Source organism: Mycobacterium sp. IDR2000157661 (genome assembly GCF_022317005.1).
Classification (GTDB): domain Bacteria; phylum Actinomycetota; class Actinomycetes; order Mycobacteriales; family Mycobacteriaceae; genus Mycobacterium.
Map to the genome: position 1 here is coordinate 686997 of NZ_CP081006.1, position 12509 is coordinate 699505.

A 12509-nucleotide genomic window follows, 5' to 3' on the forward strand; every position below is an offset into this window, starting at 1 on the left:
CGGCCCCGGACGGCGACGATAGGGGTGTGAGCGCCGAACCGGATGGCACCGACGCTCCGCGGACTCTGCTGGCGCTGTACGACGACGCCCTGCCGGTCGTGTACGGCTACTTCGTCCGGCGCTGCGGTGACCGCGGAACCGCCGAAGACCTGACGTCGGAAACCTTTCTGGCGGCGATGGACACCGCCCGCAGGAAGGGTTCAGCCGCTCCTGATATCACCCTGCCGTGGTTGCTCGGGGTGGCTCGCCACAAGCTGGCCGACCACTACCGACGCCGCCACGACCGGTTCAGCGTTCCGGTCGCCGAGGTGCCCGAGCAGTTCGACGCATCCGACGACTGGGACGCCGAACTCGACCGCATCGTCGCCGAGAGCGTGTTGGCCAAGCTGCCCGAGCAGCACCGCACCGTGTTGGCGCTGCGCTACATGGACGACCGGTCGGTGCCCGAGTGTGCCGACGTGCTCGGCCGTACCGTGCACGCCACCGAGGCGCTGCTGGTCCGGGCACGCCGGGCGTTTCGAGCGCACTACCCGCAGCCGGAAGGAGGACGGCCGTGAACACCCGTGACCCGCTGGCCGTGCTGCACGGCGGCGAACTGCCGGTCCAACCCGATCCGGCGTTCGCGGCCCGGCTCCGGGCACGGTTGGAGTCAGCGCTGTCCCTACCCAATCGAACTGAAGGAGTGGAAATGAGTGGCACCGACACGGCACTGGCGGAACTGTCCGAGCCGGCCGCAGAATCGACCGTCCCGCGGCCCGCGGCGTTGCCCTACCTCGCCGTGGCCGATGCGCGGGCAGCGATCGACTGGTACGTCGACACGCTGGGCGCCAGCGTGCTCGGCGATCCCATCGTGATGGACGACGGACGCATCGGACACGCGGAGCTCGTGATCGGCGACGGCGTGCTCTACCTGGCCGACGAGTATCCCGAGTTCGGGCTGAAAGCTCCTTCCCCGCAGGCAGTTTCGGTAAGCCTGCTGCTGCAGGTCGGCGATACCGATGCCACGCTGGAACGGTGCCGCGAGTCCGGTGCCCAGGTGCTTCGCGAGGCGTACGAGAATTACGGATCGCGCAATGCGACGATCGTCGACCCGTTCGGGCACCGCTGGATGCTCAGCGGCCGGCTCACCGGCGCGGCGGTGCCGATTCAGCACGGCGACGTCGGGTACATGTCGGTGTGGGTTCCCGACGCCGATCGGGCGGCGGCGTTCTACGGCCACGTGCTCGGCTGGACCTTTGACCCCGCCACCCGCGAGGTGACGAACACCCGTCAGCGCATCGGCATCCACAGCGTCGCGAGCGCGCAGGGCTTGATGTGCTGCTATGCGGTGGCCGATCTCGACGGCGCACGGCAGTCCATTCTCGACGCAGGCGGCACGGTCGGCGAGGCGCAGGTCCACCCGTTCGGCACGGTGGTGGACGCCACCGATACCGCAGGGACCGCGTTCGCGATCTTCCGGCCGGCACCGGGCACACCGCGGCCCGCCTTGAACGGTGAAGGGCCGGGCGAGCTTTCGTACCTCACCTACCAGGTGCCCGACTCGACGGCGTTCAAGGCGTTCTACAGCCGGATACTGTTCTGGGGCTTCGAGCCCGGCCGGGTCGACGACGGCTGGCAGATTCAGCAGACGCACCCGATGGCGGGTGTGGCCGGCGGCAGCGCCCGGCCGGCGATCGTGCCGATGTGGACCGTGGCCGACGTCGAGGCGGCCGTGGCCCGCGTGCGGGAGGCCGGCGGCACCGTCATCGAAGAACCGTCGCAGCAGTCCTACGGCTTGTCGGCGTTGTGCACCGACGACCAGGGCACCCGCTTCTACCTGGGCCAGCTCTAGATCGCTCAGCCCAGGACGTCGGCGATGGGTGCGCCGGATGCGATCTTGTTGCGCACCTTCATCACCTTGCCGGGCATGCCCCCGCCGACCACGCCGGCCACCAGGCCGTCGCGTTCGTAATAGGCGAGGAACTTGCGGCCGTCGTCCTCGACGATGTGGACCGTGTCGCCGGCCTCCGGTTCGCCGAGGCACTGGATCTTGACGTCGTACTGGTCGCTCCAGAAGTACGGCACCGATACCGTCGCCGGCGGTTCCGCCCCCAGCATCGTCGGCACCAGCACTCGCGCCTGGTCGGCGACGTTGCTCCAATGCTCAACGCGCACTTGGTGTCCCAGCCGGTGTCGCCACGACGCCACGTCGCCGATCGCCCACACGTGCGGTGCGCTCGCGCGGCCGTGGTCGTCGCAGACCACGCCGTTGTCGAGTTCGATTCCGCTGTCCACCAGCCAGTCCGTGCCCGGCTTCGAGCCGATGCCGACAACCACGAGGTCGGCGTCGAGTTCGGTGCCGTCGCCGAGCACCACCTTCTCGACCCGCTCGCCACCGCGCACCTCGTCGACACCCACACCGCAGCGCACGTCGACACCCTCCGCGCGGTGCAGGCGGGCCACGAGTTCACCGATCTGCTCGCCGAGCACCGAGGCCAGCGGCGCGGGCTGCGGTTCCACCAACGCCACCTCGACCCCGAGTTTGCGCAGGCTGGCCGCCACCTCGCAGCCGATGAAGCCGGCGCCGACGACGACGGCACGCCGCGCCGACCCGGCCTCCTTGCGCAGCGCCACGCTCTCGTCGTAGTTGCGCAGCACGTGGATGCCGCCGAGATCCGGGAACGACGGGATCCGCTTGGGCACCAGCCCCGTGGCGATGATCAGCTCGTCGTAGCGCAGTTCGCTGCCGTCGGCCAGCGTCAGCGTCTGCGACGAGGTGTCGACGGCGCGCGCACCGTTGTGGAGCAGCACGGTTACGTCGTTGTCCGCGTAGAACTCCGCCGGTTTGAGCGTGACGTCGTCGGTCTCGGAGCGCAGCACTTCCTTGGACAGCGGCGGCCGGTCGTACGGCAGATGGTCCTCGTCGCTGACGATCGTGACCGGACCGGGGTACTCCGAACGGCGCAGTTGCTCAGCGGTGCGGGCCGCCGCCAGGCCGCCACCGACGATGACGATGCCCCCAGGAGTGGTCATGGGCAGTTCTTACACGATGGCCGCGGCGTCTGGTCCGGCACCCCGCCCGCGGGGAGCGTCAGCCCCGGTCGCGGTCGATGATGTTGGTCAGCACCACGATGCTCTCGCTGCGCTCGACGTCGGCCGCCGACCGAATCCGTTCGAGCGCCTCCTCGAGGTGGCGCATGTCGCGGGCCACCACGTGCAGTATCGCGTCGGCCGTGCCGGTGACGGTGGCGGCGCTGATCACCTCCGGGATGTCGATCCACGCCGCACGCAGGCGGTCTGGCGCGATCGTGCCGTGGCGGAACACCTGTACGTAGGCCTCTGTGGTCCAGCCGAGCGCGCTGCGGTCCACGACCGTAGTGAAACCACGGATGACACCGCTGTCGAGCATCCGGTCCACGCGTCGCTTCACCGCGGGGGCCGACAAGCTGACCTGCTCCCCGACCTCCGCATAGGTGGCCCGCGCGTCGTTGGTCAGCACCGCGAGGATGCGCTCGTCGGTCTCGTCGAGCCGGTCCATCGTCACCTCCACGCAACGGATCACCGCGATCCTAGCCAACTCGCGATATTTCGAACGCGTATACGCAAGAAGCGGTGATTGATTGCGACAGATGCCCGGCAATACCGTTGATTCATGACGATGCCGCGGGTGCAGGTCGCCGCCCAGACCATCGATGGCGCGGTGCCGCGCAGGCCGAGCCCGCGACACTACGTCATGACGGCGCCCACGTTCTTCGGCGTCGAATACGCGATCAACCCCTGGATGGACACCTCCGTGCCAGTCGACGCGGCGCTGGCGGTGTCCCAGTGGGACGGGCTGCGCCAGACGTACCACCGATTGGGCCACACCGTCGACCTCGTCGAACCCGTCGCAGGCCTGCCCGACATGGTGTACGCCGCCAACGGCGGTCTGCTGGTCAACGGCGCCGCTGTCGTCGCACGCTTCGCTCACCCGCAGCGCGCAGCCGAATCGACGGCCTATGCGAAGTGGATGTCCGAGCGTGGATACCAGCCCGTAGAGACCCGGCATGTGAACGAGGGCCAGGGCGACCTGTTGGTGGCCGGACCGATCCTGTTGGCGGGATACGGCTTTCGCACCGACCGTCGAGCACACATCGAGATCACCCCTATCGTCCAGATGCCGGTGATCAGCCTCGAGCTCGTTGATCCTCGCTTCTATCACCTCGACACCGCACTGGCGGTGCTCGATGACACCACGATCGCGTATTACCCGCCGGCGTTCGGCGCGCGGTCGCGGGCCGAACTGCTCGAGGTCTTTCCGGATGCGATCGAGGTCGGTAGCGCAGACGCCTATGCGCTGGGGCTGAACGTCGTCTCTGACGGCTTCAACGTCGTGCTGCCCGCCGGTGCAGCGGGTTTCGCCGGCCAGCTGGAGCGCGCAGGGTTCCGGCCCGTGTGCGTCGGCCTCGCCGAACTTCTCAAGGGCGGCGGTTCTGTCAAATGCTGCACACTGGAGGTACATTCGTGACGACTGTCGAAACCCGCCGCTCGGCCACCGGCGCGGTGATAGCCCTCGACGACAGGTATGTCGCACACAACTATGCCCCGCTGGCCGTCGTCGCCGCCACCGCCGAGGGCGCGTGGATCACCGACGTCGAGGGCCGCCGCTACCTCGACTGTCTGGCGGCGTATTCGGCCGTCAACTTCGGCCACCGCAACCTGGAGATCACCGCGGTCGCGCACGCCCAACTCGACACCATGACCCTGGTGAGCCGGGCCTTCCACACCGACCGGTTGGCGCCGTTCTGTGCGGCGCTGGCGGACCTCTGCGGCAAGGACATGGTGCTACCGATGAACAGCGGCGCCGAGGCGGTGGAAACCGGCCTGAAGGTCGCCCGCAAGTGGGGCACCGACGTCAAAGGCGTGCCCGCGAACGAGTCGAAAATTGTGGTGGCCCACAACAACTTCCACGGCCGCACCACCACGATCATCAGCTTCTCCGACGACGACGCGGCCCGCCGCGGCTTCGGTCCCTACACCCCCGGCTTTCGTGCCGCCCCGTTCGGTGACGCCGACGCGTTCGCCGATGCGATCGACGAACACACCGTCGCGGTGCTCGTCGAACCCATCCAGGGCGAGGCCGGGATCGTCGTCCCGCCCGACGACTTCCTGCCCCGGCTGCGGGCCCTGTGCACCGAGCGCGAAGTGCTTCTGATCGTCGACGAGATCCAATCCGGGCTCGCGCGCACCGGGCGTACCTTCGCCTGCGACCACTGGGGCGTCACACCCGACGTCTACCTCCTGGGCAAGGCCCTCGGTGGCGGCGTGGTTCCGCTGTCGGCGGTGGTGGCGAACCGCGAGGTGCTCGGCGTGCTTCACCCCGGCGAGCACGGTTCGACGTTCGGCGGCAATCCCCTCGCCGCCGCGATCGGCACAACGGTGGTGGCGATGCTACGGCGGGGCGAATATCAAGCGCGCTCAGCGGATCTCGGCGCTCACCTGCACGGGCGCCTACACGGGTTGCTCGGGCACGGTGTCGTCGCGGTTCGAGGCCGAGGCCTGTGGGCGGGTGTCGACATCGACCCGGCGCTGGGCACCGGCAAGCAGGTCAGCACCCGCCTCGCCCAACGCGGCGTGCTGGTCAAGGACACCCACGGCGCAACGCTGCGCTTCGCCCCGCCGCTCGTCGTCACCGCAGACGAGATCGACTGGGCGATCGAGCAGTTAACCGATGTGCTCGCCGATATGGGTTCACACTTGTCCCTACCCCGATAGCCGGTCCACAGGAGGGTCCATGACCGCCCCGTCGACATCCCTCTCCCAGCAGATGCGACGACGTCGGCCGGTGGTCGGCGCCCCCGTCGCCCGTGGTGCCTCCGACCATCTGAAACGAAGTATCGGCACCTTCCGGCTGATGATGTTCGGAGTGGGCGCCACCGTGGGCACCGGCATCTTCTTCGTGCTCGCCGAGGCGGTGCCCGAGGCAGGCCCCGCGGTGATCGTCTCGTTCGTCTTCGCCGCCGTCGCCGCCGGCCTGTCGGCCATCTGCTACGCCGAACTCGCCTCCGCGGTGCCCGTGTCGGGCTCGACCTACTCGTACGCCTACACGACGCTCGGCGAGTTCGTCGCCATGGGCGTGGCAGCGTGCCTGCTGTTGGAATACGGCGTCTCGATCTCGGTCGTTTCCGTCGGGTGGAGCGGCTACCTCAACGAACTGCTGGACAACCTGTTCGGTTGGCAACTGCCGCAGGCGTTGTCGTCGGCACCGTGGGCTGAGGATCCGGGGTTCATCAACCTTCCGGCGGTGGTCCTGATCGCCCTGTGCGCACTGCTGCTGATCCGTGGGGCCAGCGAATCGGCGTTGGTCAACACCATCATGGTGCTCATCAAACTGGGCGTATTGCTGCTGTTCGTCGTCATCGCCTTCACCGCATACGATTCCGACCACTTCGCCGGCTTCTGGGATGCCGGCATCGGCGGCATCACCCTGGCGGCGGGCTCCATCTTCTTCACGTTCATCGGGCTGGATGCGGTCGCCACCGCCGGTGACGAAGTCAAAGACCCCCAGCGCACCATGCCGCGCGCGATCATCGGGGCGCTGCTGATCGTCACCACCGTGTATCTCCTGGTGGCCTTCTCGGCGCTCAGCTCGCAGCCGACCGCGGAGTTCGGCTCCGAGGAGCAGGCCAGCGCCGGACTGGCGGTGATCCTGGAGAACATCACCGGCGGAAGATGGGCGAGCACGGTGCTGGCCGCGGGCGCGGTGATATCGATCTTCTCGGTCACGCTGGTCGTGATGTACGGTCAGACCCGCATCCTGTTCGCCATGGGACGCGACGGCCTGCTGCCCGCGATGTTCGCGAAAGTCAACTCGCGCACCATGACTCCGGTCAGTAATACGATCGTCGTCGCGGTGGTCTGTGCGCTGCTGGCCGGGTTCGTCCCGCTCGAGTATCTGTGGGACCTGGTCTCCATCGGCACCTTGGTCGCGTTCATCGTCGTCTCGATCGGCGTGGTCGTCCTGCGGGTACGTCAGCCCGAACTGCCGCGCGGATTCAAGGTGCCGCTGTATCCGATCACGCCGGTCCTGTCGGTGCTCGCGTGCACCGCAGTGCTGCTCAGCCTGCCTGCCAACACTTGGTTCTGGTTCGGTCTGTGGGTCGGGGTGGCGCTGCTGTTCTACCTGTTCTGGGGGCGCCGCCACAGCGCGTTGAACGACGTCGGCGACGGCAGCGACGGCAGCGACGGCAGTGACGGCTATGTCCCGGTCGCCGCCGACGAAGTGCCGCTGACGCGCGAACCGGAGGACAGGCAATGACCGTCGCCGTCGGCTATCTCGCGGGCAAGGGCGGACGGTCGGCGCTCTACCTGGCGGTGGAAGCCGCGCAGACGCTCGAGACCTCGCTTGCCGTCGTCACCGTTGTCCCGCGGCCGTGGCTGACGCCCTCACCGGCGCGCGTCGATGCCGAGTACGCCGAGTACGCGCGGCAGTTGGCGGCGCACTCGGCCGAAGACGCCCGCCAGGTCATCGGTCCGCTCGCACCGAACCTCGATGTGAGCTATCACAAGGTCGCTCACCGGTCGGCGTCCGGTGGACTGCACCAAGCGGTCGCCGAGCTCGATGCCGACGTGTTGGTGCTGGGTTCGGCCTCCGACGGCAAGCTCGGCCAGGTGGTCGTGGGGTCTACGGCGGACCGGCTGCTGCACTCGTGCTCGGCGCCGGTGGCGGTCAGCCCGCGCGGTTACCTTGGCACGAAGGCGGGCGGGCTCACGCGCATCACCTGCGCCTACCCCGGCACGACGGAGTCGGTCGCGGTCGTGGAACGCGTTGCGGCGCTTGCCAAGCGGCTCAGGGTGCCGATGCGGGTGGTGACGTTCGCGGTGCGCGGGCGCACGATGTATCCGCCCGAGGTCGGCCTTCACGCCGAAGACTCGATCCTCGAGGCGTGGGCAGGCCAGGTTCGACAGCACCTGTCCCAGTTGCAGGACGACGGTGTCGTCGGCGAGGACGTGGTGCTGCAAGTGGTCACGGGCAACGACTGGTCCGCGGCGCTCGACGCCGCGGAATGGCTCGACGGTGAACTGCTCGCGCTGGGCACCTCGCCGGCGGGCCCGATCGCGCGGGTGTTTCTCGGCTCCCGGGGCACCAAGATCGTTCGGCACAGCCCGGTGCCGGTACTCGTGCTACCGGGCTAGCACGGGCGGTCGGCGGTCAGTGCTTCATGGCGCCGCGGTCGACGGCGATCTGGCTGCCCGACAGCGTCTTCGAGCCGTCACCGGCCAGCCACGCGACGACGTCGGCCACCTCTTCGGGCTCCATGAAACCCTGCAGCCCCTTGTTCTCCTCGTCGACCGGCTGATACGGCATGGGCGCGAAGCTGTGCAGATAGCTCGGGTACTTGGCGAAGATCGCCATCATCGCGTCCTTCTCGACCATTGGGGTCTCGATCGAGTACGGATGAATCGAGTTGACCCGGATACCGAACTCGCCTGCCTCGATCGCCAGCGAGTTGGTCAGCGCGGTCAGGCCGTGCTTGGACGCCGCGTAGTGGGCGTTGCCGGGTGTCGCCTTCAGGCCGGCCGACGAGCTGACGATGACCACCGAACCGCCGTTGCCCGCTTCGATCATCGCGGGAAGGGCCGCGCGGATGGTGCGCCATGTGCCGTTGAGGTTGACGTCGATGACGGTGTCCCACTGTTCTTCCGACATCTCCCAGATGCGGCCCCAGCTGAGCACCCCGGCGTTGGCGATCAGGATGTCGAGCCGCCCGAACTGCTCCACCCCGTCGGCGACGACCTGCTGCAGCGCCGCCAGGTCGCGGATGTCGACCTCACGAGCGAGGACCTTGCGGCCCGTCGCCTCGACCTGTCGAACCGTCTCGGCGAGTTCTTCGGAGGTGGCCATCGGGTAGGTGATGCTCTCGGAGATCGGCGCGCAGACGTCGATCGCGATGATGTCGGCGCCCTCCTCGGCCAACCGGACCGCATGCGCCCGGCCCTGGCCGCGCGCGGCCCCGGTGATGAACGCCACGCGGCCGTCCAGGGGTCGGTTCGTCGCCGTCACCGCTGCTCCTCTCAGTTGGCGCGAGCGACCGTGTCTGAACAGCGACACGCCGCCCAGACCCGTACAAAAGCGGTCGCTCGCGCCGGTGCGACCGCTGCCTTCACGCTAACAGTCGAACTGGAACGTGTTCTAGTGGCCTATCGGACCTGAGGACCCAGGACCCGTCACAGGTCGGCGATGATCTGCTGGCGCTTGGCCGTGTACTCCTCGTTCGAGATGGCGCCGGTGGCACGCAGCGTCTCGAGTTCCTGCAACCGTTGGGCGGTGGACATCTCGGGCGCGGCCACCGTGGCCGCGGTGGGCGCCGCCGCGGCAGCGGCGGGCGGGGCGGGCGCCTGCTGCGCTGCGGCGCGACGGACGACCTCTTGGACCTGTTGCCGCGCAGCGGGGTTCGATCGCAGGTCGATCATGTTGTTCAGGCCGATGTTGTTGGCCTTGAGAATCTGCAGGATCTCCATCAGTGGGCCGGCCTGACCGGTCAGGTCGTAGCTCGTGTTGTCCTCGGCGATGGTGAAGTTGGCGGGCATCAGTCCGCTGACCAAACCGCTGCGCTCCCAGTCGATCTGGTATTCGTTGGTCATCGGGTCGACCAGCGCCACCAGTTTCCGGTTGGTGATCATCGGCAGTCGGGCGATCGACGCGATGACGCGGTCCTGGGTGGCGAACGGCACGAGCCCGGGTCCGGAGATCTGCAGATCGAGTTTGACCAGCGGCTGCTCGTTGATCCGGGTGCCGGTCTCCTGGATGCCGGTGACCTGGGCCAGCGCCAGCACGCCGGTCTGCTCCAGGGCGGCCGTCTTGGCCGCCGACTTGGCGCCCGCGGCAGTGATCGCCAGCGCGATCAACACGTCGGCCGCGGTGATCAGCAGGCCGGTCCAGAACATCCACTGCAGCATCGGGTTCGGCCCGGTGGCGAAGTAGATGACCAGGAAGATCGGGCCGACGATGCCGCACAACAGCACGAACGCCTGAATCCGGACGTAACGCCAGAAAGTGGACACGGCCATGCTCCCGTCACTCACGTTTGTGCGTGACAGATTAACGCCGAATCGCGGCCCGTGAGCCGGATCGTCGCGCGGTTAGGGCGTCGGTGCCGTCGCAGCCAGCGGCGTGATCGGCTCGGCGGGCGCCTCCGCGATTCCCGCAGGCCCGAGGAGCTCGTACAGCGGCTGCGTCCAGCGGTACCCGCCGGTGCTGTTGGTGTAGCCGGTGTGGATGACCGTCGCGATCGGCGAGGTCTCCTCTGCTTCGGGGTCGTAGTCGCAGACCGCGTCGCCGAGCTCGCACACGCTAATGGTGCGGGCGCCGATGGCCGGCGGCAGCGGCGCCGGAGCGTGGGCCAGGATGGGCCAGTCCTGCGCGACGCCCTTACCGGCGCCGGGCACCGACGTCACCGAGCCGATGTTGATGGTCGGGTCGGCAGGCAGGCGGTCGCCGTCGGCGATCAGCAGCGCACCCGCCACGTTCGGGTTGGCGCCCAGCGTGTGCAGGTTGCGGTGCACCACCATGGCCCCCTGCGAGTAACCGGCGAGGATCACCTTCGACGTCGGGCACTTCGCGGAGAACGCGGCGTATTGCGCACCGAGCGCGGTGGCCCCGGTGTCGACGCTGCCCATGAAGCCCAGCCAGTCACCGACACCGCCGTCGTCGTCGGGCACGGCGACGGCGGGATACTCGACCGCCTCGGCGGTCATCGTGCGTCCGTCGGCGGCCAGTTTCTGCTGCAGATCGCGGTAGGACTGGTAGATGTCGTCACCCATGCCCGCATTGGCGCTGAGGTCGCCGTCGCGCTGCCCGGAGCCCGCGGCGCCCATCCAGTGCACGTCGGGGCAGTCGGTCTGGGCGGCGGCGACTCCAGCAGACGCGCCGACAAAGGCGGCGCCCGCGACGGCCGCGGCGCTGGCGAGCGTGGTGAAACGACGGAACATGGACCCTAACCTCTCTGCGCCCCGACCAGGGCATTCGGGAAGTACATCGGCTCGGCGGCGCCGCCTGTTACAGCCGTACACGTTTGCCGAGATCGACGAAAGGGCGAATTCCTCCCGCACTTCGTCGCCCATACGTCGGTTTGGGCGCACAAGCGCACAAGCGCACAAGCGGCGCCCACCCCGAAAGGTGAGCGCCGCTTCGCTGCAGCGAACTACTTGACGATCTTGGTCACCCGGCCGGCGCCGACGGTGCGGCCGCCCTCGCGGATCGCGAAGCGCAGGCCCTCGTCCATCGCGACGGGCTGGATCAACTTGACCGAGATGTCGGTGTTGTCACCGGGCATCACCATCTCGGTGCCCTCCGGCAGCGTCACGACGCCGGTCACGTCCGTGGTGCGGAAGTAGAACTGCGGACGGTAGTTGTTGAAGAACGGCGTGTGCCGGCCACCCTCGTCCTTGGACAGGATGTAGACCTGACCCTCGAAGTCGGTGTGGGGCGTGGTGGTGCCGGGCTTCACGACGACCTGGCCGCGCTCGACGTCCTCACGCTTGATACCGCGCAGCAGCAGACCGACGTTGTCACCGGCCTGGCCCTGATCGAGCAGCTTGCGGAACATCTCGACACCGGTGACCGTGGTCTTGGTGGTGCCGGGGCGGATTCCGACGATCTCGACTTCCTCGTTCACGTTGACCACACCGCGCTCCACACGACCGGTGACCACGGTGCCGCGGCCGGTGATCGTGAAGACGTCCTCGACGGGCATGAGGAACGGCTTGTCGGTTTCGCGGACCGGGTCCGGAATCGACTCATCGACCGCCTCCATGAGCTCCACGATCGACTCGACCCACTTCTCGTCGCCTTCGAGCGCCTTGAGCGCCGAGACCTTGATGACCGGGGCTTCCTCGTCGAATTCCTGAGCCGCGAGCAGTTCACGAACTTCGAGCTCGACGAGCTCGAGCAGTTCCTCGTCGTCAACCGCGTCGGCCTTGTTCAGCGCGACCAGGATGTAGGGCACACCGACCTGGCGGGCGAGCAGCACGTGCTCACGCGTCTGCGGCATCGGGCCGTCGGTCGCCGCGACCACCAGGATCGCGCCGTCCATCTGGGCGGCGCCGGTGATCATGTTCTTGATGTAGTCGGCGTGACCCGGGGCGTCGACGTGCGCGTAGTGGCGCTTGTCGGTCTGGTACTCCACGTGGGAGATGTTGATCGTGATGCCGCGCTGACGCTCCTCAGGCGCATTGTCGATCTGGTCGAATGCGCGCGACTCGTTCAAATCGGGAAACTTGTCGTGCAGCACTTTGGTGATTGCTGCGGTCAGCGTCGTCTTGCCGTGGTCAACGTGACCGATGGTCCCGATGTTGACGTGCGGCTTCGTCCGCTCGAACTTCGCCTTCGCCACTGTGTGGTCCTCCTGGACTGTGTTGGTGCTTGTTGTTAAGCAGTGATCTTTGCAGTTGTTGGTCCCCGCAGAGACGGCAGGTCAGTCTTACTGACCCGTCGCCTTCGCTGATTCCGTTGCTCGACTCCGGATCAGCTCCGAGCCTCGGCGCTGGCG

The 12509-nt window shown here is 68.0% G+C and carries 12 protein-coding genes; 6 read left to right on the top strand and 6 right to left on the bottom strand.

All coding sequences use genetic code 11. The features are described 5' to 3' along the window. Nucleotides 1–26: 26 nt before the first annotated feature. Together K3G64_RS04200 and K3G64_RS04205 are read left to right on the top strand one after the other, a co-directional pair. Nucleotides 27–557, top strand: coding sequence for an RNA polymerase sigma factor (locus tag K3G64_RS04200; RefSeq protein ID WP_238889219.1), 531 nt, complete (start codon nucleotides 27–29; stop codon nucleotides 555–557). After that, the gene (locus K3G64_RS04205) at nucleotides 554–1831 is read left to right on the top strand and encodes a VOC family protein (RefSeq protein ID WP_238889220.1); all 1278 of its coding nucleotides are present in this window, start codon (nucleotides 554–556) and stop codon (nucleotides 1829–1831) included. The genes K3G64_RS04200 and K3G64_RS04205 overlap by 4 nt, the downstream gene beginning before the upstream one ends. A gap of 5 nt (nucleotides 1832–1836) precedes the next feature. Here K3G64_RS04205 and K3G64_RS04210 read toward each other — a convergent pair whose 3' ends face one another. Both K3G64_RS04210 and K3G64_RS04215 read right to left on the bottom strand, forming a co-directional pair. Then, nucleotides 1837–3012, bottom strand: a complete 1176-nt coding sequence (locus K3G64_RS04210) for an NAD(P)/FAD-dependent oxidoreductase (RefSeq protein WP_238889221.1) — start codon at nucleotides 3010–3012, stop codon at nucleotides 1837–1839. Nucleotides 3013–3070: 58 nt separating this feature from the next. Then, complete coding sequence (locus K3G64_RS04215) at nucleotides 3071–3517, bottom strand: Lrp/AsnC family transcriptional regulator (protein WP_238950398.1); 447 nt, start codon at nucleotides 3515–3517, stop codon at nucleotides 3071–3073. 114 nt (nucleotides 3518–3631) lie between these two features. On the opposite strand from K3G64_RS04215, the gene ddaH reads away from it, so the two are divergent. From ddaH to K3G64_RS04235, 4 genes are read left to right on the top strand one after another with little or no spacing between them, the layout of a single operon-like run. Further along, nucleotides 3632–4486, top strand: a complete 855-nt coding sequence (gene ddaH, locus K3G64_RS04220) for a dimethylargininase (protein WP_370647094.1) — start codon at nucleotides 3632–3634, stop codon at nucleotides 4484–4486. Continuing rightward, on the top strand, nucleotides 4459–5733 hold the full coding sequence (gene rocD / locus K3G64_RS04225; protein WP_238889222.1) for an ornithine--oxo-acid transaminase: 1275 nt from the start codon (nucleotides 4459–4461) through the stop codon (nucleotides 5731–5733). The genes ddaH and rocD overlap by 28 nt, the downstream gene beginning before the upstream one ends. Before the next feature lie 19 nt (nucleotides 5734–5752). Further along, entirely contained in the window at nucleotides 5753–7276 is a 1524-nt protein-coding gene (locus K3G64_RS04230) for an amino acid permease (RefSeq protein WP_238889223.1), read from the top strand. Then, entirely contained in the window at nucleotides 7273–8154 is an 882-nt protein-coding gene (locus K3G64_RS04235) for a universal stress protein (RefSeq protein WP_238889224.1), read from the top strand. Before K3G64_RS04230 ends, K3G64_RS04235 begins: the two co-directional genes overlap by 4 nt. Before the next feature lie 16 nt (nucleotides 8155–8170). On the opposite strand, the gene K3G64_RS04240 is transcribed toward K3G64_RS04235, so the two are convergent. From K3G64_RS04240 to tuf, 4 genes are all read right to left on the bottom strand, one after another. Then, nucleotides 8171–9022, bottom strand: a complete 852-nt coding sequence (locus K3G64_RS04240) for a mycofactocin-coupled SDR family oxidoreductase (RefSeq protein WP_238889225.1) — start codon at nucleotides 9020–9022, stop codon at nucleotides 8171–8173. A gap of 164 nt (nucleotides 9023–9186) precedes the next feature. Beyond that, the gene (locus K3G64_RS04245; protein WP_238950401.1) at nucleotides 9187–10023 is read right to left on the bottom strand and encodes an SHOCT domain-containing protein; all 837 of its coding nucleotides are present in this window, start codon (nucleotides 10021–10023) and stop codon (nucleotides 9187–9189) included. Between the two features lie 78 nt (nucleotides 10024–10101). After that, complete coding sequence (locus K3G64_RS04250; RefSeq protein WP_238889226.1) at nucleotides 10102–10950, bottom strand: cutinase family protein; 849 nt, start codon at nucleotides 10948–10950, stop codon at nucleotides 10102–10104. A gap of 212 nt (nucleotides 10951–11162) precedes the next feature. After that, nucleotides 11163–12353, bottom strand: a complete 1191-nt coding sequence (tuf, locus tag K3G64_RS04255) for an elongation factor Tu (RefSeq protein ID WP_238889227.1) — start codon at nucleotides 12351–12353, stop codon at nucleotides 11163–11165. Nucleotides 12354–12509: the final 156 nt, after the last annotated feature.

Coding starts and splice junctions, on each gene's coding strand:
- K3G64_RS04215 (WP_238950398.1), bottom strand. CDS start 3,517: ATGGACCGGCTCGACGAGACCGACGAGCGCATCCTCGCGGTGCTGACC.
- K3G64_RS04250 (WP_238889226.1), bottom strand. CDS start 10,950: ATGTTCCGTCGTTTCACCACGCTCGCCAGCGCCGCGGCCGTCGCGGGC.
- K3G64_RS04235 (WP_238889224.1), top strand. CDS start 7,273: ATGACCGTCGCCGTCGGCTATCTCGCGGGCAAGGGCGGACGGTCGGCG.
- rocD (WP_238889222.1), top strand. CDS start 4,459: ATGCTGCACACTGGAGGTACATTCGTGACGACTGTCGAAACCCGCCGC.
- ddaH (WP_370647094.1), top strand. CDS start 3,632: ATGACGATGCCGCGGGTGCAGGTCGCCGCCCAGACCATCGATGGCGCG.
- K3G64_RS04230 (WP_238889223.1), top strand. CDS start 5,753: ATGACCGCCCCGTCGACATCCCTCTCCCAGCAGATGCGACGACGTCGG.
- K3G64_RS04210 (WP_238889221.1), bottom strand. CDS start 3,012: ATGACCACTCCTGGGGGCATCGTCATCGTCGGTGGCGGCCTGGCGGCG.